We start from the raw sequence: 20,287 nt of genomic DNA, 5'->3' as shown, positions 1-20,287 counted from the left end.
GGGCCGGTCAGCGGGGTACGGGGACGGAGGCGAGGACGGTGTTCAGCACGCCCTCGGCGCTCACCCCCTCGAGCTCGGCCTCGGGGCGCAGCTGCACCCGGTGCCGCAGGGTCGGGTGGGCCAGGGCCTTGACGTCGTCGGGCGTGACGAAGGGGCGGCCGGAGAGCCAGGCCCAGGCGCGCGACGTCGCCAGCAGCGCCGTCGCGCCACGCGGGGACACGCCGAGGGACAGCGAGGGGGAGTGCCGGGTGGCCCGGCACACGTCGACGATGTAGCCGAGCACCTCGGGTGAGACCTGCACGGTGGCGACCTCTGCGCGGGCCTGTTCGAGCTCGGCGACGGTCGCGACGGGGCGCACGCCGGCCGCCGCGAGGTCGCGGGGGTTGAAGCCGGCCGCGTGCCGGGCGATCACCTCGATCTCCTGGTCGCGCTCGGGCAGCGGGAGCAGCACCTTGAGCAGGAAGCGGTCGAGCTGGGCCTCGGGCAGCGGGTAGGTGCCCTCGTACTCGACCGGGTTCTGGGTCGCGATGACGAGGAAGGGGTCGGGCAGCGGGCGGGGGGTGCCGTCCACGCTCACCTGGCGTTCCTCCATGGCCTCCAGCAGCGAGGCCTGGGTCTTGGGCGGGGTGCGGTTGATCTCGTCGGCGAGCAGCAGGTTCGTGAACACCGGCCCCTCGCGGAAGCTGAACTCCGAGGTCCGCGCGTCGTAGACGAGCGAGCCGGTGATGTCGCCGGGCATGAGGTCGGGGGTGAACTGCACCCGCTTGGTGTCCAGCGCCAGGCTCGCGGCGAGGGTGCGCACGAGCAGCGTCTTGGCGACCCCGGGGACGCCCTCGAGCAGCACGTGCCCGCGGCACAGCAGCGCGATGAGCAGGCTCGTGACGGCGGCGTCCTGCCCGACGACGCCTTTGGCGACCTCGGCGCGCACGCCCGCCAGCGTCGAGCGCAGGGCGGCGCCGGAGACGGCCGCCGGCGCGCTCGTGGCGGTGGTGGATTCAGATGTGCTCACGCGCGGTGAACCTCGCTCTCCAGCTGGTCGAGATCGGTGGCCAGACGCGTCAGCTCGACGTCATCGGCCGGTGGTGGTCCGTACAGCAGCGCTTCGACCTGCTGGGCAGGCCGTCCGCTGGCCCGGGAGACGGCGTCGACGACGGCGTGCAGCCCGGCTGATCGTGGCACACCGAGGCGCACGGCCATGCGGTCGGTGGTCTGGGCGCGCAGGGCGGCGCCGGCGTGGCCGTGGGCGCGTGAGCGCCGGTACAGCCGCCCGCGGCCCCGCGTGGTCTCGGAGGCCTGCACGACGACGGGGAGGTCCTCGGTCGCGAGCGGCCCGAGCCTGCGCCCCCGCCACACCGCGGTGACCAGCACCAGCAGCAGGAGCTGGGCTCCCACGGCTGCCGTCCACGGGGGGAGCATGCCCGCCAGGCCGGTGGGTCCGGACGCGGTGACGGGCCGCTCGGGCAGCAGCCAGACCAGGCGCGGTTCGTGGCCGAGCATGCGCAGCCCCAGCGCGGCGTTGCCGGCGTCGGTGATGAAGGCGTTGGTCAGGCCGGTGTCGTCGTCGAGAGCGCGGACCGGAGCGCCGGAGGTCTGCTCGACGACGGCGTAGTGGCCGGCCGGGGTGCTGCCGGCGTCGGCATCCGTGCCGGCATCGAGGAAGCACACCGTGGCGGACGCCGTCGCGTCGGCCGTCAGCGTGAACCCTGCTCCCCAGCTGGTGATCTCCTCGGCCGCCGCGGCGTCTGGGTCGGCGCACTGCGCGGTGGTCGTCGCCCCGTCCGGGGCCACCCCGGCGTGGCTCACCTGCGAGGTCGCCGCCGCCAGCAGGTCAGGGCCGGGGGCGACGAGCACGACGGCCGCGCCGGTGTCCAGGAGCGAGCGGGCGACGTCGTCGGGCATGCCGTAGTCGTTGGCCACGAGCAGCGTCGACCCCGGCCCGGCCGCCCCGATCGCCTCGGCGACCGAGGCTGCGTAGACGACCTCGACCCCCTGCCGCTCCAGGACCTGGGCGAGGGCCATGGCGCCGGCGTCGGAGGGGTTGTCCGGGGCGAAGCGGACGGTGGACTGCTCGGTGGCGAGGGAGACCAGGACCGCCCCGGCGAGCAGGATGGCGCCCAGTCCGGCCGCCGGCCAGCGCCAGGACCGCAGGCGCGCCGCGATCCGGGAGGTACCGGTGGTCCCGTCGCCCCGGACCGAGGTCGGAGGAGAGAACGCGGGCGAGGTCGTGGCGACGGTGGCCGGGGACGTGGGACTGCTCAGGGCGGAGAGGCTCACAGCGCGACCGCCCGGGTGGCTCGGGGAGCGGGGGCGGACGGCCGGGTCGCGGCGGCGGTCGCCTCGAGGGCTCGCATCTGCTCGTAGCTGCTCGCGTCGGCCGGCACCTTGCCGTAGTAGATCGCGTCGAAGTTCGTGGCGCCGGCCGCCAGCGCCGGGGCGAGCTGGGGGAGCCGGGCGCCGATCATCTCCGCGGCCTCGTGAGCGGTGCGGCCCGGGGCGGGGTCGAGGATGGCGCGTTCCTCGCAGCGCCGGGCGAGCGCACGGTAGGCGTCCAGGGTCGCGGCGGTGAAGTCGCCGAGCGAGGCGGCGTGGGCGGCGGCGGCCAGCAGGTCGCCGGCGGTGCGGGTGTCGTCGACACCCAGCACGGGGGCGTGGCGGGCATGGCGGGTCCGGCGCACCGGCCCCGAGACGTACAGCGCGATCGCGGCGATCACCGCGATCACCCCGACGAGCACGAGGGCCGCCCACCCACCGGAGAGACCGACGGCCGACACCCCGTCGAAGAGGTCGCGCAGCCAGGTCAGGAAGCGGTCGAGCAGGGACGGCCCCTGGTGGTAGATCGGGTTGGTGAGCTCGTCGTGGAGCCACTGGCGCGCCGTCGGGGCGTCCGGGGTGACCGGGATCTGCGTCCCGGCGACGGCGTGCATCACGGCGCTGATCACACCGCGTCTGCTGCCGCTGCGAGCTCGACGTCGAGGCCTTCACGACGCATCCGGACGTCGATGTAGAGCAGGGCGATGACGCTGGAGAGGAAGGTGGTCGAGATCGTCGAGGCGAGGATCTGCGAGACGACGATGATCGCGACGCCCCCCACGTGGGAGGAGTAGTCACCGGGATAGATGATCTCGGCGATGAACTGCCCGGGCAGCGCCACCAGGCTGGAGACGATCGAGGTGATGACCGAGGAGAGCAGGTAGATGCCGAGCAGCCGCCAGAAGCTGCCGCGGCTGAGCAACCAGCCGCGACGGATCGCTGTGCCCAGGCCCTGACCCTCCAGGACGTAGGCGGCGGTGGTGAGCAGGAACCGGACGGTCAGCCATATCGCGAGGACCACGACGGCCACGACGAGGCCGAGGATCAAGAACCCGGCCAGCGCGGTGGATCCGGCCTCCGCAGCCGCGTAGGCGAGCAGGCCGAGCAGCGCGCTCAGCACGAGGACGGCGAGCGAGGGCAGCAACGAGATCGCGATCAGCCCGAAGACCTTGCCGCGGACTTGCTGCCACAGGTCGGAGACGGTGAACGGCTTGTTGATGACGGCGCGGGAGATCGCGACGATGAGCAGCCCCGTGGTGACGATCGAGGCCAGGTACACACCGATCCCGATGAAGACCGACTGCGAGAGCTGGCCGCCCAGGCCCGTGAGGCCCAGCTCCCCTGACAGCCCCAGGTCCCCGGACGGGTCGAGGCTCAGGAGGGAGTCGTCCAGCCAGCGGTTGGCGGCGGGGGAGACGAGGTAGCTGAGGATCGCCGGGATGATCGTCGCGACGGAGATCACCAGGCCGACGACGCCGAGCATGACCTTGGGGTTGGTGCGGATGGCGGCGAAAGCGCCGTCGTAGAGCTCGCCGAGGCTCAGCGGTCGCAGCGGGACGATCCCCGGCTTGGCCGCGAGCGGACGCCACCCCGGTCCGCCGAAGCCCGCGGGGCCGCCGTACTGGGGCTGGCCGTACTGGGGTCCGCCGTACTGCGGCTGACCGTACTGCGGCTGACCGGGGTACTGGGGCTGGCCCGGGTACTGCTGGCCCGGGTACTGCTGCCCTGGGTAGGGCTGCCCGTACTGCGGCGGACCACCCGGACCACCCGGACCACCCTGACCACCCGGTGCGGCCTGTCCGTCCTGCGGCTTGGTCAACTGCGGGCCGGCCGGTGCCGGTGGGACGCCCCCCGGTGCGTACTGCCCGTACTTCGGCTGCCCGTAGCCGATGGCCGAGGTGGGCTGGCCCCAGGCCCCGGTGGACCCGGGCGGTCCGCCCGGCGCGGGCGCGCCGGAGCCCGGCGTCGGCTCGGTAGATCCGGGTCGGGTCGCAGGTGGGGGTTCTGGGTGCGCAGCGCCCCCGGGCGGGACGAACGGCGCAGGACCGGGCTCGGGAGCGTCGTCGGGCGTCGTCATCTCTGCTGACCTCTTACCTAGGGGGCACGCTGACCTGCGCCGGAAGATCATCCGGCGTGCCCATCGTGCCACGACACACCGACAGATGGGGAGGTGGCAAGATGACGTCATGAAGTCACGTGTGCTGGTGGTTGACGACGACACTGCGCTCGCAGAGATGATCGGGCTGGTTCTCAAGACTGAGGGCTTCGACCCGGTGTTCTGCGCGGACGGCGATTCCGCGATCGGGATCTTCCGGAGCACGGCTCCCGACGTCGTCCTGCTCGACCTGATGCTCCCCGGCAAGGACGGCACAGAGGTGTGCCGTCAGATCCGCGCCGAGTCCGGCGTGCCGATCATCATGCTCACGGCCAAGAGCGACACGGTCGACATCGTGCTCGGGCTGGAGTCGGGCGCGGACGACTACATCTCCAAGCCGTTCAAACCCAAGGAGCTCGTCGCGCGGATCCGTGCCCGGCTGCGCCGCACCGACGAGCCGGCCCCCGAGCGGCTCTCGATCGGCGACCTCGAGATCGACGTCACCGGCCACCGGGTCACCCGCGCGGGTGCGGCGATCTCGCTCACCCCGCTCGAGTTCGACCTCCTCGTCGCGCTGGCCCGCAAGCCGTGGCAGGTGTTCTCCCGCGAGGTGCTCCTGGAGAAGGTCTGGGGCTACCGCCACGCCGCGGACACCCGCCTGGTCAACGTCCACGTGCAGCGCCTGAGGTCCAAGATCGAGCACGACCCGGAGATCCCGGAGATCGTGCTCACCGTGCGCGGCGTCGGGTACAAGGCGGGCGCAGCACAGTCATGAGGCGGCGTGCGCGTCGGGTGGCGCTCGCCGTCCGACGCGGTCTTCGGCGCGGGAAGGGCTGGGCCCTGCAGGGCGTGGGCGCCTGGCGCTCGTCTATCCAGCTGCGGGTGACCTCGACCGCGCTGACCATCGGCATCCTCGCCGTCGTGGTGCTCAGCGCCTACCTGTCCGGGACCATCCGCGACGGGTTGTTCGACCAGCGCATCGACCAGGTGCTCACCGAGAGCAGCCGCTCCGCCGCCCAGGCCCAGGCCACCCTCACGACCACGACCGCGTCCACCGCGCCCCAGGTCCAGCAGCTGCTCAACGACATGCTGCCGGCCCTGCAGGCCGGCGGGTCGGGGGGACGGGAGGTGTTCCTGTGGCGCAGCGAGAGCAACGACACGCCGTCCACGGTCCTCGACATCTCGACCGCACCCCAGCTGAGCTCCCTCGTCACCGACAGCCTGCGCGAGACCAACGCCGAGGGTGAGGGCCTGCGCTGGCAGTCCGTCGCGATCCCGGAGGGTGAGTCGACCGTCCCCGGGGTCATGGTCGGTACCACCGTCGAGGTCCCGGTCGCCGGGACCTTCGAGATGTACTTCCTCTACTCCTTCGGGCCCGAGCAGCAGACCCTGAGCTTCATGCAGCGCGTCCTGGCGATCGCCGGCGGAGTGCTCATCACGTTCCTCGCGGTGAGCACGTGGACCCTCGCCCGCCAGGTGGTCCGTCCGGTCCAGCGCGCCGCGCAGGTCGCCGAGCGGCTGGCCGACGGCCACCTGGACGAACGGCTCGTGGTCAGGGGCCAGGACGAGATGGCCACCCTCGCCCGGTCGTTCAACGAGATGGCGGTCAGCCTGCAGGACCAGATCCAGCGCCTCGACGCGCTCTCGACCGTGCAGCGCAGGTTCGTCTCCGACGTCTCCCACGAGCTGCGCACCCCGCTCACCACCGTGCGGATGGCCAGCGAGATGATCTACGACAGCCGGGAGGACTTCGACCCCGTCGTCAAGCGCTCGGCCGAGCTGCTGGTCACCCAGCTGGACCGGTTCGAGGACCTGCTCTCCGACCTGCTCGAGATCAGCCGGTTCGACGCGGGCGCGGCCGTCCTGGACGCCCAGTCCCTCGACCTGCGCGACGTCGTGAGCTCCGCGGTCGACCAGGCGACGTCGCTGGCCAGCCGCAAGGGCGTCTGGCTCTCGGTGATGTTCGACGACGAGCGCGCCACCGCGGACATCGACCGTCGCCGGGTCGAGCGGGTCGTGCGCAACCTCCTCGTCAACGCGATCGAGTACGCCGAGAACGGCCCGGTCGAGGTCCGCGTCGCCACGAGCGAGACCGCGGTCGCAGTGCACGTCCGCGACTACGGCATCGGGATGGCGAAGGACCAGGTGGCGCACGTCTTCGACAGGTTCTGGCGGGCGGACCCGGCCCGCGCCCGGACCTCGGGCGGGACCGGCCTGGGGTTGGCGATCTCCCAGGAGGATGCGCTGCTGCACGGGGGATGGCTCGACGTCTGGGGCCGACCCGGCCTCGGCGCGGTCTTCCGCCTCACCCTGCCGCGGCGCGCGGGCATCGTCCTGTCCAGCTCCCCGATCGAGTTGGAACCCGAGCGTCCCTCTGATGTCATTGATGTCGAGGCACGCAGTCCCCAGGCGTCCGGGCCCTCGAGCCTGCCCGACATCGACGAGCTCGACGCCCGGCGCTTCACCACCTGGCGAGACCCGAAGGAGGGGAGCTGGTGAGCTCACTCGCACGCACGACCCACCGGGCCAGGGCGATGATCCGGGTTCTCGCCGTCGGGCTCCTCGTCGGTGCGCTGACCGGATGCGCGACCATCCCCAGCGACGGACCGGTCGAGCGCCGGGACGTGACCATCAGCGAGCTCGGACCGATCTTCCCGCAGTCCTACGGTCCGGCACCCGGGGCGAGCCCCCAGGAGATCGTGCAGGGCTTCCTCAGCGCCCAGGCGGTCGGGGTCAACGACGACTGGGCGACGGCGCGGGAGTTCCTCACCCCGCGCAGCGCGAGCGCGTGGGCGCCCGCGGCCCGCGCCTTCGTCTACTCCGGCGAGCCGGCCTTCACCGAGTCCGCGAGCAGCCTCCCACCGACCGACCCCGGGACGGACCCCGGTTCCGCCGCGGACTCGACGACCGACCCGACCGACCCGGCCGACGACTCCGAGCCGGCCGAGCCTGCCGAGCCGACCACGGTGTCGATCGTCGGGAAGGTCTCGGTGGTGGCGACGCTCGAGACCGACGGGCAGTTCACCGAAGCCGCCCAGGGCAACACCCAAGACCTCACCTTCACCCTCGAGAAGTCCTCGGCGGGTGAGTGGCGGATCACCGCGACCGAGGACGGGATCTTCGTCTCGGAGCCCAACTTCGCGCTCGTCTACCGCGCCACGACGCTCTACTTCCCGTCCCACGACGGCTCCTTCCTCGTGCCCGAGGTGCGGTGGTACTCCAAGAGCAACACCGCCAGCCACGCGGTCAACGGGCTGCTGGCCGGCCCCTCGCCGTGGCTGCGCGACTCCGTCTCGGTGGTGGCGCCGGCAGGCACCCGGCTCGTGCTCGACTCCGTGACCATCGACGAGTCCGGGGTGGCCCGGGTCGACCTCACCAAGGAGGTCCTCTCGGCCTCCGACACCGACCGCGCCATGCTCGAGGCGCAGATCACGGCCGTCCTGCTCAAGGTCCCGCGGGTGCGCACGGTCGAGCTCCTCGCGAACTCGCTCCCGCTCTCGATCCCGACGAAGGTCAACCCCCTGCGCGACCCGGTCCCCGCCCGGACCTCACCCCTGGTCCTCGCGGGGGACGTGATCAGCGAGGTGCGCAACGCGGGCCTCGCACCGCTGGACGAGTTCCTGCCGCTGACCGGCCTGCGAGCGTCCGCCCTGGCCACCGACGACGCGAACCGCCTGGTCGTGCTGCGCTCGGGGACCGAGGCGATCATGACGGCGCCGACGCCGACCGCGCCGGCCACGACCCTGGTCACCGGGACCGACCTGCTCGCCCCCTCGATCGACCGCTTCGGGTGGGTCTGGACGGGGGACCGCGCCGCGGACGACGGCCTGCGCGCGGTGACCGCTACCGGTTCCCCGGTCCCGATCGGTGCCGACTGGCTGGACGGACGCACCCTCGAGTCCGTCCGGGTCTCCCACGACGGTGCCCGCATGGTCATCGTCTCCAGCCTGAGCGACGTCAGCCGGATCGACGTGGCCGCGATCGTCCGGGACACCTCCGACGTCCCGGTCAGCCTGTCCGAGGAGGTGCTCGCCATCGGCGCCCCCGTCCCGTCCGCCGGCCAGGTCGTCTGGGTCGACGAGTCGACCGTCGGGGTGCTGGCACGGGGGCAGTCCTCCGGGATTCCGACGTTCTACGAGGTGCCGCTCTCGGGTCGCTCGGCTGCGCTCTCCGGCGTGGAGGACACGGTGTGGATCTCGGCCGGGAAGGGGTTGCGGTCGGTTCACGTCGCCAGCTCCGACGGCGACCTGTTCAGCCGCGCGGCCACCGGGAACACCTGGTCCCCGGTCGTGGGCGGCATCCAGTTCCCGGCCTTCCCCGGGTGAGTCGCACTCTCAGGCGCTGAGCCGAGACGGCGCAGGAACTGGTCGCCCACAGCACCGCGCGGTGCGCCTCGGTCCGCCCGGCTGCGCCTGCGCGGCCGGGGTGCGGGCCGGCGTCGGGCAGGGTCGTGGCATGGACGGGCCGGGGCGAGGAGCAGCGCGGGTGCTCGGCGCGCTCAGCGCGCTCGGGGCAGCAGGCGGCGAGCTCGCCCGCCTCGTCGTGCCGCTGGAGTGCGGGGGGTGCGGGGCGCCGGACGAGCGCCTGTGCCCCGGGTGCGCCTCGCACCTGGCGGGCGTGCTCCGGGTGGACGACGGCGCCCCCCGCCTGGACCGGCTGGGCGAGGGACCGAGATGGCCGGTCTGGGCGGCGGGCGACTACGCCGGGCCGGTGCGGGAGTCGGTCGTGGCGTGGAAGGACCGCGGGCGCGCCGACCTCACCGCAGCGTTCGCCCCGGCGCTGGTGCGGCTGGCCCGGACGCTCTCGACCGAGATGCTCGCGCGGGTACCCGGCCGCCAGGTGTGGATCGTGCCGGTGCCTTCGACCCCGTCCGCCCGGCGCCGCCGGGGCCGGGAGCCGGTCACCGAGCTCGCCCGGATCGTGGCCGCGCACTCCACCGGCGCGAGTCACCCGGTGCAGCTGGTGCGTGCGCTGGTGCCCCTCTCCCGGGTCCGGACCCGGGTCCGGGACCAGGTGGGTCTGGGGGTCCGGGCCCGTAGCGGGAACCTTGCCGGGACCCTCGACGTGCGCGCCCGCTCTCGCCCCGGTCTCCTCGCGGGCGAGCGACGTCCCGGAGCCGTCTGCGTGCTGGTCGACGACGTGCTCACCACCGGTGCGACGCTCGCCGAGTGCGCCCGGGCCATCACCGGCCGGGGCGGGGTGGTGGTGGCCGGAATCGTGCTCGCGGCGACCCCTCCACCGGGCTCCGGGAGAGGTCGAACGGGCGCGTCGGCGCAAGCACCCCCCGAAGCGCGATAACCTGTATCAAGATCTCGTCAGCGTTGGGAGGTGGTTCGTCACGGTGCCCGGAAAAGGCACCGAGCTGGTCACCGTCGGGCGTGAAAACGCCCCCACTCCCTTGGAGGCTCTCATGGAGATTGTTGTCGTCGGTAGGCACACTGAAGTAGCCGAACGTTTTCGCCGACACGCTGAGGACAAGCTCGCCAAGATCGAGCAGCTCGCACCGACCGCGCAGCGCGTCGACGTCGAGGTCACTCACGAAAACAACCCCCGCCAGTCCGGCAACCGCGAACGGGTCGAGCTGACCGTCCGGGACAAGGGCCCTGTGGTCCGCGCCGAGGCTGCGGCAGACGATCGCTTCGGAGCCCTCGACCTCGCGCTCGACAAGCTCATCGAGCGTCTGCGCCGTGCGAACGACCGTCGCAAGAACCGCTTCCGCAACCCCACGCCGATGGACACCGTCGACGTTCGACCCTTCGTGCCGGCTCCCGCCCCGGAGCCGGTCGTCCCCACCTCGCCGCGTGAGCCGGGCGAGACCGTCGAGACCCAGCTGGGCGACTCGCCCGTCGTCATCCGGCAGAAGCTCCACAGTGCGTCCGCCATGAGCATCGACGACGCGCTCGACGAGATGGAGCTGGTCGGGCACGACTTCTTCCTCTTCATCGACGCCGACACCTCACGCCCGTCCGTGGCCTACCGTCGCCGAGGATGGACCTACGGTGTGATCGCGCTCGACACGGCCTGCAGCCTGGAAGCCGCCGCCGTGGCCGTCGAGGCCGCACGTTCGGTGTAGCACGTCCCACGACGACCGGTGACGGCGTGGAACCCTCGGTTCCACGCCGTCACCGCGTGTCGGGGGACCGGTGCACAATGGCGCCATGACAGCCCCGCCCGCCCTGCCCACCATGACGCTCGCCCAGGCCCGTCGGACCGCGCTCGCCGCCTCGGGCCTGCACCGGCCCCGGCCTCGGGGCCCGGCGACCATGGCCGGCCTGCAGCGGGTCGTGGACCGCCTGGGGCTCCTGCAGATCGACTCCGTCAACGTCCTGGCCCGGGCCCACCTCATGCCGTTGTACGCACGGTTGGGACCCTACGACACAGGGCTGCTCACCCGGGCGGCGCAGCGCGAACCGCGCAGGCTCGTGGAGTACTGGGCCCACGAGGCCTCCTTCATCCCGCCTGAGACCTACCGGCTGCTCGAGTGGCGCCAGCGCAGGTACCGCACGGAGGCGTGGGGGCAGATCAGCGCCGCCGAGCTGGACCACAGCGCCGAGATCGCCGAGATCCGCGCGATCGTCCGTGAGCACGGCCCGCTCACCGCGGGCCAGGTCGAGGCGCTGCTGGTGGAGACCCACCCGCGGGACCGGTCCGCGTGGGGGTGGAGCTGGAGCACCGCCAAACGCGCGCTGGAGTTCTTGTTCTTCACCGGTGAGGTCACCGCGGCGGGGCGCACCAACTCCTTCGAACGTCTCTACGACCTCACCTCCCGGGTGCTGCCGCCGAGTGTGCTCGCCGCTGACCCGATCTCCGACGCCGACGCCGTCCGCGCGCTCGTGGAGATCGGCGCGCGGGCCCACGGGGTGGGCACCGCACGCTGCTTCGGTGACTACTTCCGGCTCAGGGGACCGGCGCCCCGGGCGGCGATCGCCGAGCTCGTGGAGGACGGTGCCCTCGTCCCGGTCCGGGTCGAGGGGTGGGACCGGTCGACCTTCGTGCACAGGGATGCGGTGACGCCGCGGACCGCGACCGCCCGGACCCTGCTCAGCCCCTTCGATCCGCTGATCTTCGAGCGGCGCCGGCTGATCGAGCTCTTCGGCACGCACTACCGGATCGAGATCTACGTCCCGGCCCGGGATCGGGTGCACGGCTACTACGTGCTGCCTTTCCTGGAGGGAGACCGGATCACCGCCCGGGTCGACCTCAAGGCCGATCGGCGCGAGGGTGCGCTCCTCGTGCAGGCGGCGCACCGGGACTCGTTCGCGACCGAGCGCACGGCAGGCCTGCTCGCTGACGAGCTCAGGGTGCTGGCCGGGTGGCTGGGGCTCTCTGACATCGTCGTGGCTGACCGCGGCGACCTGGCGGCGGACCTGGCGGCGACCTGGCGGCGGACCTGGCGGCGGGCCTGGCCGCGGAGCCGCGCGGGCGATCGCCGGTTGCCCCTCGTCTCGATGACGGGCCAGGTCAGAGCCACAGTCAGGGTGCGGATGCGTCATGATGTGACGAGGAGCACCGCTCCTCGCATACGATGGGGAGTTGTATGCCGTCTGGGCCGTTCGGCGCAGGCGAGAGCGTGAAGAAACTCGAACCGGGAGTACTGCGTGGCTGCGATCCTCGAGAAGGTCCTACGCTTCGGCGAGGGTCGGATTCTCAAGAAGTTGTCCGGGCTGGCCAAGCAGGTCAACGCGCTCGAGGACAGCTTTGAAGTCCTCTCCGACGAGGAGCTCCGCGAGGAGACCGATCGGTTCCGGGAGCGCCTCGCGACCGGCGCGACCCTGGATGAGTTGCTCCCGGAGGCCTTCGCCGCTGTCCGGGAGGCCGCCCGGCGCACCCTGGGCCAGCGTCACTTCGACGTCCAGCTCATGGGCGGTGCCGCGCTCCACCTGGGCAACATCGCCGAGATGAAGACCGGTGAGGGCAAGACCCTCGTGGCGACGCTGCCGGCCTACCTCAACGCGTTGTCCGGCGACGGCGTGCACGTGGTCACGGTCAACGACTACCTCGCGCAGTACCAGAGCGAGCTCATGGGGCGTGTCTTCCGCTTCCTCGGGCTGACCACCGGCTGCATCCTGTCCGGTCAGACTCCTGCCGAGCGCCGCGAGCAGTACGCCAAGGACATCACCTACGGCACGAACAACGAGTTCGGCTTCGACTACCTGCGCGACAACATGGCGTGGTCCACCGACGACCTCGTCCAGCGTGGGCACAACTTCGCCGTCGTCGACGAGGTCGACTCGATCCTCATCGACGAGGCTCGCACCCCGCTCATCATCTCCGGCCCCTCCTCGGGCGACGCCGACAAGTGGTACGGCGAGTTCGCCCGGGTGGCCCGCCGCCTGGTTGCCGACGAGGACTACGAGGTCGACGAGAAGAAGCGCACGATCGGCGTCCTGGAACCCGGGATCGCCAAGGTCGAGGACTACCTCGGCATCGACAACCTCTACGAGTCCCTCAACACCCCGCTGATCGGGTTCCTCAACAACGCCATCAAGGCCAAGGAGCTCTTCGCGCGCGACAAGGACTACGTCGTCATCAAGGGCGAGGTGCTCATCGTCGACGAGCACACCGGCCGCATCCTGGCCGGACGCCGCTACAACGAGGGCATGCACCAGGCGATCGAGGCCAAGGAGGGCGTGGCCATCAAGGCCGAGAACCAGACCCTGGCCACGATCACGCTGCAGAACTACTTCCGCCTCTACGGCAAGCTCGCCGGGATGACCGGGACCGCCGACACCGAGGCTGCGGAGTTCCACGGCACCTACAAGCTCGGTGTCGTGCCCATCCCGACGAACCGGTCGATGCAGCGCCTGGACCAGCCCGACCTCGTCTACAAGAACGAGGACGGCAAGTTCAACGCCGTCGTCGACGACATCGTCGAGCGGCACGCGGCAGGTCAGCCCGTCCTCGTCGGCACCACGAGCGTCGCGAAGTCCGAGCTGCTCGCCTCCAAGCTCAAGAAGCAGGGTGTCCCGCACGAGGTCCTCAACGCCAAGCAGCACGCCCGTGAGGCGACCATCGTCGCCCAGGCCGGGCGCAAGGGCGCGGTCACGGTGGCCACGAACATGGCCGGTCGAGGGACCGACATCATGCTCGGCGGGAACGCCGAGTTCCTGGCCATCGCCGACCTCGCGTCGCGTGGCCTCGACGTGACCGAGACCCCCGAGGACTACGAGGCCGCCTGGCCCGCCGCGATCGAGGCTGCGAAGAAGGCTGTCCAGGACGAGCACGACGAGGTCGCCGGGCTCGGTGGCCTCTACGTCCTGGGGACCGAGCGCCACGAGTCCCGTCGCATCGACAACCAGCTGCGCGGTCGTTCCGGCCGGCAGGGGGACCCGGGCGAGTCCCGGTTCTACCTCTCGATGCAGGACGACCTCATGCGGTTGTTCGGCAACGGCCTCGCCGAGTCGATGATGCAGCGGGTCGGCTTCCCCGACGACATGCCGCTCGAGTCCAAGATCGTCACCCGTGGCATCGCGTCCGCGCAGGGACAGGTCGAGGGCCGCAACTTCGAGATCCGCAAGAACGTCCTCAAGTACGACGACGTGCTCTCCCGCCAGCGCACGGTCATCTACGACGAGCGCCGCCGCGTGCTCGACGGCGAGGACATGGAGGAGCAGGTCAAGCACTTCATCACCGACGTGCTCACCGCCTACGTCGAGGGCGCGACCGCCTCAGGACACCCCGACAGCTGGGACCTCGAGGCGCTGTGGACCGCGCTCAAGGCCGTCTACCCGGTCTCGATCACCGTCGAGGAGGTCATGGAGCAGGCCGGCGACACCGACGCCCTCACCCACGACCTCATCCTCGCCGAGGTGCTCTCCGACGCCCGCCACGCCTACGGGGCCCGCGAGAGCGAGCTGGGCGAGAAGAACATGCGTCAGCTCGAGCGTCGTGTCGTGCTCTCGGTCCTGGACCGCAAGTGGCGCGAGCACCTCTACGAGATGGACTACCTCAAGGAGGGCATCGGCCTGCGCGCCATGGCCCAGCGCGACCCGCTCGTGGAGTACCAGCGTGAAGGCTTCCTGCTGTTCCAGGCGATGACCGAGGCGATCAAGGAAGAGTCCGTCGGCTTCCTGTTCAACCTCGAGGTCAAGGTCGAGCCGGCAGCCCCGGCGGTGACCGCTGCAGCTGCCGCGGCCGCCGCGGGCAGCTCTGCCGCGCAGGCGCTGGGCGTCGCGGGCAGCTCTGCCGCGCAGGCCCCGGCCGAGCCGGTGCTCGTGGCGAAGGGCCTCGACGGCCCCGAGCGCAAGGTCCCGCTCAGCTACACGGCGCCGAGCGAGGACGGCGACGCCGAGGTGGTCACCGAGGGTGCCGGCGGCGCGACGAGCGTCCGCGCGGTCGACGGCGACGGCGACGAGGCGGGTAACCGCGAGGCCCGTCGCAAGGCCGCGAAGAAGAAGCAGCGCTGACCCTCCGCTGACCGGGTCTGATCACCGCACGCCAGAGGGCGCCTTCCCGGTCGGGAGGCGCCCTCTGGCGCGCGGTGCGGTCAACCGATCTCCAGGACGACGACCCACCACCTCCCGCGGTGCTCCTCCACGCGCAGGGCTGCGGCACGGACCCGGTCGACGTCGTCGACGATCACCGTCGCCTCGGCCACGCTCGGACCGATGCGGATCACCCGTGCGTGGCGCACCCGCGCCCGGGACTGGGCCACCGGCGGGGCGCCGCGTCGGGTGCGGGCCAGCTCGCGGACCTGGCAGCGGGCGTGCAGTGCGTCGAAGACCTCGGGGGAGACCGACCGGACGAGCTGGGCCAGCGGACGGATGCCTCGCAGGGACTCCATCGCCGCGTGCGCCACTGCGCAGCACAGCGCCGTCGGGTCTCCGAGCGGGGTGCCGGGGTCGACCGTGGGAGGTGCGGGCGGTCGAGGTGGGTTGGTCGGGCCGTCCGGGTGGTGGTTGAACTCCTGGAGCCCGCCCCGGCGCCGATGGATCGCGGCCGGTCGGCGGGCCGGGAGGAAGTCGGTGCGGTGCAGCGCCCGTAGCGGCTCGGCGATCGGCTCACCGCGTGGTGGTACCGCTCTCGTGGGCGCCAGGGCGAGGGGAGTGCGTGGTGCGGAGGGAAGCGGGGGTGGGCTCATGACGGTCTCCTTTGGGTGGACGGGGTGGACGGGGTGGACGGGGTGGACGGGGTGGGCGGTGTGGCGGCTGAGGGGCTCGCGGGCTGAGGGCGTCAGCTCGTAGGGCCGGGGATCTGGAGAGTCTGGCCGGGATGGAGAAGGTCGGGATCGTCGCCGATGACGGCAGCGTTCACCGCGTACCAGGCGTGCCAGGAGGACGCGATCTGGGCATTCGTCGCGCCGGCCGGGAGCGTGGCCGCGGCGAGACGCCACAGGGAGTCGCCCTCGGCGACCACGACCTGCCCTGGCGTTGAGGTCGGTGGGTCGGACTCGGTGGGGGTCGGGGCTGTCGACAGGCCGGTCGGTGCCGCGGTCGCCGCGGGCGCGGGCGCAGGGGCGGGCGCGGGAGCCGGAGGGCCGGGGCGCTCGGCCAGTGCGGCAGGTGCGCCGAGGCCGGTCGGGTCGGTGAGCTCGGGCGCGACGTCGGTCGGTGGCGTCGTCGAGCCGGCGTGCTGCGCGAGGCTGAGCTGGTCGGACTGGGCGGGCTGAGTGGTCGTCCAGCCGAGGTCGGGCGGTTCGTCGGTGGCCTGGGCGCCGGCGGCGGTGAGGGAGAGGCCGGCACCGATCCCGGCCACCGCGAGCCTGCGGAGCGTCTGGGGGGCGACGGCCTGGACGCAGCGCAGGAGCCTCGCGCTCCGCACTCCGGCGAGCTCGGCGAGCAGGCTGGTCGCGATGAGCGCGAGGCTCAGGGACCACCAGGCAGCCAGACCCGTGCCGAGCGCCAGGAACGGCGCGGCGGCAATGGTGTCGATCGCGAGTGAGCTCGGTGCATTCCAGCTGAGGGTGGTTGCCCTGATCTCCGGCCAGATCGCGACCAGCCGGGCCCCCAGGAGCCCGGCCGTGCCGGCCAGGCCGACCGAGGCCAGGGCGACGGCGGTGAGGCGTTCGCCGAGCCCGAGGACGGACCGACGGGGATACGAGGTGAAGGCCGAAGATGACATGTGATCTCCGTAGATAATTGTTGATGTCGTTTGATGCTGTTTGATGTCACTCGATACTCCACGACGAGATGGTGACTGTCCACCGATAGCCGGCAGGTGTGGATGACGGAGCGCAGCGCGGTGAGACACCGGCCCGACGCCGCCCACGGGCGCCGGCGGCTCCTCTGCGGCACAGTGGTCGCATGCGGTGGGAGATGCTGTTCGCGGACCTCGAGGCTCAGCTCGAGGCGGCGCGCGCCCTCGACCTGCACGCGGCCGCCGCGGACCTGACCCGCGCCGAGGCCGCGACGATCCCCCTGACCGATCGGCTCCGCGGGCTACGGGGCACGCCTGTGCGGGCCGCCCTGGTCAACGGGCAGGACGTCGACGGTGAGGTCCGCGAGGTCTTCCCTGAGTGGGTCCTGCTGGCGACCTCCCGGCGAGAGGTGATCCTGCCCCTGCGGGCGGTGGAGTCGTGGACCGGCCTCGGTGGGGACGCGACCCCGCCGACGGCCGGCGAGGTGGTCGCCTGGCTGCGGCCACCCGGTGACGGCTCAGCCCAGCTGCCGACCGGCGGCTCAGCGGCATCCGGCCCCCGGTTCGCGCCGAGCATGCTCGGGCTGGGACAGGCCCTGCGCCGGCTGTCCCGGGACCGAGCGGTCGTCGTCGTGCAGACGGCGTCGCGGGAGCACCACGGCCGGATCGACCGGGTGGGTCGCGACCACCTCGACCTTCAGCCTGACCAGGGGCTCGACTGGGGGGCGCGCAGGCGCGCCGTGGACCAGCGGATCGTCATCGGGACGACGAGCATCGTGCTCATCGGGTCGTCGGCGCTCTGAGGCGCCCCTCCCACAGGGCGATCGCCGGTCAGTCCTCGAACCCGTTGGCGTCGACCTTGGCCCGGGTCTGGGCGTACAGGCGCTGGATGTACGCCTCGAGCTCGGTCGTCTCCACCCGCCACTGTCCACGCCCGCCCACCTGGATGGCCGGCAGGTCACCGGAGCGCACCAGGGCGTACGCCTGCGCCGCGGAGATGTTCAGCGCCTCGGTGACGTCGGCAAGGGTGAGGAAGCGGTTCGCCATGGCTCCAGTCTGGCACGCGCGCACCGCAGGGTCGGGTTGTGCACACCGGTGCTCGTCCACAGGCACCGCGCGGAGTTGGCGATGAACAGGCAGGATATGAGGCCAACAGGTGGATCAGGACGGAGATCTCCGATGCGCGCACCACCCGAGGAGGCCATCATGACGGCTGAGCTGCCCACGCCGGTGGCCCCGCGCCTGCGCCGCCCGACCTGGCGGGACCCGCGCCTGGCCTTCGGCATCCTGCTCGTCACCGGGTCGGTGGCGCTGGGGACGTGGGCGGTGGCCGACGCCGGACACACGGTCGCGGTCTACGCCGTCACCACCACCCTCACCCCGGGCGACGCGATCGGCCCGGAAGACCTGGTGGCGGTCGAGGTGCGGCTCGGCGGCGACCTGGACCTCTACTACCCCGTGTCCGGTGGCCCGCCCCAGGGGCTCGTGGCGCTGCGCGCCGTCGGTGACCGTGAGCTCCTCGCCCGCAGCGCCGCCGGCTCCTCGGATGCCCTGGACTACCGGTCCGTGGCGATCCCGGTCACCGAGACGCTCTCCTCCAAGGTCACTGCCGGATCCACGGTGGACCTCTGGCTCGTGCCACCGGGGCAGGACGACGCGGCCGGCTCGGCGGCGGCGCAGCCGCAGATCCTGGCCGAGGGACTGGTCGTGGCTGAGCTGAGTGAGCGGGGCAGCGGCCTCATGGCGGGCGGGACGCCGACCGTCCACGTGCTGGCACCGACCGAGGTGCTGCCACAGATCCTCGCCGCCCTCGCCGGAGGTGGCACGGTCGCGATCATGGCCGTCCCGGGACCGGACCTGTGAGTCCCGGGGCGGGTGCGGACCAGGGGAGCGGGCCGCTCACTGTGCTGTGCGCCGTGGTCGGCCCGGTCGAGGCGACCGCGGTCGCCGTCCTGGCGGGCGCGCCGAGCCAGGTGGACCTCACGCGACGCTGCGCCGACATCGCGGAGTTGCTCGCAGCGTCCGCGTCCGGGCTCTGCCGGGTGGCGGTGGTCTCCGCGGACCTGGTCGGTCTGGACCGCCTCGTCGTGGCGTCCCTGCACTCCGACGGCACCGGGGTGGTCGCTCTCTGCCCCGACGATCCCCGGCAGCACGAGCGGATGCGTGCCATCGGAGCCGACGCCGTGGTCATCGACACGGAGGTCGCGACGCACCTGCTCGACCTGGTGAGGTCCGTGGCCGTCACCCGAGGAACGGACGCACGTGGGCTCGACGACGCGGCTGGCTGGGCCGGCGCCCCCGGCGCCGACCGCGTCATGCTCGGGTCGTCGGCGTTCACGCACACCTCCGTCCACGACGCCGGCCACGACACCGGCCGCGTCGCCGGCCCCGACGGCGTCGTCGTCGCCGTGTGGGGGCCGACCGGCGCACCGGGACGCTCGACGATCGCGCTCAACCTCGCCGCCGAGCTCGTCGCCCCACCCGGGCCACGACGCCGCCGAGCACCGTCACCGGCCGGTGAGACCGGACTCCTCGTGGACGCCGACACCTACTCCGGGGCGCTGGCGCAGATGACCGGGCTGCTGGACGAGTCTTCCGGGATCGCCGCTGCGTGCCGGGCAGCCGGGCAGGGAGCGCTGAGCCTGCACCAGCTGGCCATGATCACGCCGTCGATCGCCCCGCGGCTGCGGATCCTCACCGGCATCGCGCGGGCCGGTCGGTGGCCCGAGGTGTCTGCCGCGAGTCTGGACGTGGTTTGGCGCGAGTGCCGCCGGCTGGCCCGGTGGACCGTGATCGACTGCGGCTTCGCGCTCGAGCACGACGAGATGCTCACCTACGACACCCGGGCCCCGCAGCGCAACGCGGCGACGTTGAGTGCACTGGCCGCGGCCGACGTCGCGGTGGTGGTCGGGGGCGCGGACCCGGTGAGCATGCAGCGACTCGTGCGCGCCCTGGACGACCTGCGCAGCACCGAACCGGGGGCGGACCCGGTCGTGGTGGTCAACCGGGTCCGCGCCTCGGCCGTGGGGCGCACTCCCGGCCCGGTGCTGCGTGAGGCGCTCCTGCGGTACGCGAACGTCGCCGATGTCCAGCTCGTTCCCGAGGACCAGTCGGCGTGCGACGCCGCGCTGCTGGCCGGCCGGACGCTCGCGGAGTCCGCGCCGTCGTCGAGCGTGCGCCGGGCGATCGCCGGGCTCGCGGTCACCGTGCGTGAGCGGGCTCCGTCACCCGCCCCGCCGAGCGCGGGATCATCCTCGGCGGGGCGGGTGTCCGCTGCGGCCGCGTGGTCTCCGACGGTGGCACACTAAGGCCATGCGCCTCTACGTCCCCTCGACGCTTGCCGAGCTCGATGCCCTGACCACCGCGACGATCACGCTCTCCCCGCGCCGCGCGCACGCCGCGACGTCGGCGCTCGCGGCCGAGCTCGCCGCGGAGGAGATCGTCGACCTCGAAGAGGTCGAGTACGTCGCCCAGCTCGCGGCGGCCGACGACTCCCTGGTCATGATCGCCTCCGCACCCTCGGTCCCGTGGGTGCGCGTGGTCATCTCCGTCGACGTGCCCGACTCCGCCGTGCGGCCGGTCCCGGCCGGTGGTGCCGGTGAGGACGAGGGCCTCGCACCGAGCGCCGTCGAGATCACCGAGCAGCTCGCCGACGTGACGATCGTCTGCGTGCACGTCGACGAGCCCGAGGCAGCGGCCGACATCGAGGCCGTCATGGGCGGTGACGACGACGCGATCGAGCGTCTCGCCGACCGTGACCTGCTCTGGTACGACGCGACCGAGATCGCCGCGATCCCGCGCTGACTC

The 20,287-nt window shown here is 72.4% G+C and carries 18 protein-coding genes; 11 read left to right on the top strand and 7 right to left on the bottom strand.

Translation table 11 applies throughout. The features are described 5' to 3' along the window. Nucleotides 1-7: 7 nt before the first annotated feature. Genes ACWA15_RS14015 through ACWA15_RS14000 form a run of 4 tightly spaced genes read right to left on the bottom strand, consistent with a single transcriptional unit; the run spans nucleotide 8 to nucleotide 4,387 of the window. Nucleotides 8-1,009 (bottom strand): AAA family ATPase, encoded by a 1,002-nt coding sequence (locus ACWA15_RS14015; protein ID WP_464055976.1) that lies wholly within the window; start codon nucleotides 1,007-1,009, stop codon nucleotides 8-10. Further along, the gene (locus ACWA15_RS14010) at nucleotides 1,006-2,274 is read right to left on the bottom strand and encodes a DUF4350 domain-containing protein (RefSeq protein ID WP_464055974.1); all 1,269 of its coding nucleotides are present in this window, start codon (nucleotides 2,272-2,274) and stop codon (nucleotides 1,006-1,008) included. The genes ACWA15_RS14015 and ACWA15_RS14010 overlap by 4 nt, the downstream gene beginning before the upstream one ends. Further along, nucleotides 2,271-2,939 carry a DUF4129 domain-containing protein gene (locus tag ACWA15_RS14005; RefSeq protein WP_464055973.1) on the bottom strand — a complete coding sequence of 223 codons (669 nt, stop codon included), beginning with the start codon at nucleotides 2,937-2,939 and terminating at the stop codon, nucleotides 2,271-2,273. The genes ACWA15_RS14010 and ACWA15_RS14005 overlap by 4 nt, the downstream gene beginning before the upstream one ends. Next, entirely contained in the window at nucleotides 2,936-4,387 is a 1,452-nt protein-coding gene (locus tag ACWA15_RS14000; protein ID WP_464055972.1) for a hypothetical protein, read from the bottom strand. Before ACWA15_RS14000 ends, ACWA15_RS14005 begins: the two co-directional genes overlap by 4 nt. Nucleotides 4,388-4,496: 109 nt before the next feature. Here ACWA15_RS14000 and mtrA point away from each other — a divergent pair, with 109 nt between their 5' ends. The 7 genes from mtrA to secA all read left to right on the top strand — a co-directional run bounded on the left by mtrA (nucleotide 4,497) and on the right by secA (nucleotide 14,811). Next, complete coding sequence (gene mtrA, locus ACWA15_RS13995) at nucleotides 4,497-5,180, top strand: MtrAB system response regulator MtrA (RefSeq protein WP_464055970.1); 684 nt, start codon at nucleotides 4,497-4,499, stop codon at nucleotides 5,178-5,180. Further along, nucleotides 5,177-6,904, top strand: a complete 1,728-nt coding sequence (mtrB, locus tag ACWA15_RS13990) for an MtrAB system histidine kinase MtrB (RefSeq protein ID WP_464055969.1) — start codon at nucleotides 5,177-5,179, stop codon at nucleotides 6,902-6,904. The genes mtrA and mtrB overlap by 4 nt, the downstream gene beginning before the upstream one ends. Then, nucleotides 6,901-8,730: an LpqB family beta-propeller domain-containing protein gene (locus ACWA15_RS13985; protein WP_464055968.1), complete on the top strand. Its 1,830-nt coding sequence runs from the start codon at nucleotides 6,901-6,903 to the stop codon at nucleotides 8,728-8,730. Before mtrB ends, ACWA15_RS13985 begins: the two co-directional genes overlap by 4 nt. Before the next feature lie 61 nt (nucleotides 8,731-8,791). Then, nucleotides 8,792-9,703, top strand: coding sequence for a ComF family protein (locus tag ACWA15_RS13980; protein ID WP_464055967.1), 912 nt, complete (start codon nucleotides 8,792-8,794; stop codon nucleotides 9,701-9,703). Between the two features lie 112 nt (nucleotides 9,704-9,815). Then, nucleotides 9,816-10,478 carry a ribosome hibernation-promoting factor, HPF/YfiA family gene (hpf, locus tag ACWA15_RS13975; protein WP_464055966.1) on the top strand — a complete coding sequence of 221 codons (663 nt, stop codon included), beginning with the start codon at nucleotides 9,816-9,818 and terminating at the stop codon, nucleotides 10,476-10,478. 85 nt (nucleotides 10,479-10,563) lie between these two features. Continuing rightward, nucleotides 10,564-11,979: a winged helix-turn-helix domain-containing protein gene (locus ACWA15_RS13970; RefSeq protein ID WP_464055964.1), complete on the top strand. Its 1,416-nt coding sequence runs from the start codon at nucleotides 10,564-10,566 to the stop codon at nucleotides 11,977-11,979. Between the two features lie 24 nt (nucleotides 11,980-12,003). Next, a complete protein-coding gene (gene secA, locus ACWA15_RS13965; protein ID WP_464055962.1) occupies nucleotides 12,004-14,811 on the top strand; it encodes a preprotein translocase subunit SecA in 2,808 nt (935 codons plus the stop codon). 80 nt (nucleotides 14,812-14,891) lie between these two features. On the opposite strand, the gene ACWA15_RS13960 is transcribed toward secA, so the two are convergent. Together ACWA15_RS13960 and ACWA15_RS13955 are read right to left on the bottom strand one after the other, a co-directional pair. After that, a complete protein-coding gene (locus tag ACWA15_RS13960; RefSeq protein WP_464055961.1) occupies nucleotides 14,892-15,485 on the bottom strand; it encodes an Rv3235 family protein in 594 nt (197 codons plus the stop codon). Nucleotides 15,486-15,577: 92 nt separating this feature from the next. Then, the gene (locus ACWA15_RS13955) at nucleotides 15,578-16,465 is read right to left on the bottom strand and encodes a LysM peptidoglycan-binding domain-containing protein (RefSeq protein WP_464055960.1); all 888 of its coding nucleotides are present in this window, start codon (nucleotides 16,463-16,465) and stop codon (nucleotides 15,578-15,580) included. Between the two features lie 182 nt (nucleotides 16,466-16,647). Between ACWA15_RS13955 and ACWA15_RS13950 the strand changes: the two genes are divergently transcribed. Further along, the gene (locus ACWA15_RS13950; protein WP_464055959.1) at nucleotides 16,648-17,283 is read left to right on the top strand and encodes a hypothetical protein; all 636 of its coding nucleotides are present in this window, start codon (nucleotides 16,648-16,650) and stop codon (nucleotides 17,281-17,283) included. A gap of 28 nt (nucleotides 17,284-17,311) precedes the next feature. Here the strand turns inward: ACWA15_RS13950 and ACWA15_RS13945 are convergent, their stop codons facing one another. Further along, nucleotides 17,312-17,527, bottom strand: a complete 216-nt coding sequence (locus ACWA15_RS13945; RefSeq protein ID WP_464055958.1) for a helix-turn-helix domain-containing protein — start codon at nucleotides 17,525-17,527, stop codon at nucleotides 17,312-17,314. A 132-nt stretch (nucleotides 17,528-17,659) separates the two neighbouring features. Here ACWA15_RS13945 and ACWA15_RS13940 point away from each other — a divergent pair, with 132 nt between their 5' ends. From ACWA15_RS13940 to ACWA15_RS13930, 3 genes are read left to right on the top strand one after another with little or no spacing between them, the layout of a single operon-like run. Further along, nucleotides 17,660-18,343, top strand: a complete 684-nt coding sequence (locus tag ACWA15_RS13940) for a hypothetical protein (protein WP_464055957.1) — start codon at nucleotides 17,660-17,662, stop codon at nucleotides 18,341-18,343. Next, entirely contained in the window at nucleotides 18,340-19,788 is a 1,449-nt protein-coding gene (locus ACWA15_RS13935) for an AAA family ATPase (RefSeq protein WP_464055956.1), read from the top strand. Before ACWA15_RS13940 ends, ACWA15_RS13935 begins: the two co-directional genes overlap by 4 nt. Before the next feature lie 4 nt (nucleotides 19,789-19,792). Then, complete coding sequence (locus ACWA15_RS13930; protein ID WP_464055954.1) at nucleotides 19,793-20,284, top strand: DUF6912 family protein; 492 nt, start codon at nucleotides 19,793-19,795, stop codon at nucleotides 20,282-20,284. Nucleotides 20,285-20,287: the final 3 nt, after the last annotated feature.

The organism is Sanguibacter sp. TS_SC_8, assembly GCF_055361235.1.
The sequence above is the reverse complement of the archived record's forward strand: the minus strand, read 5'-3'. Positions and strand labels throughout refer to the sequence as shown.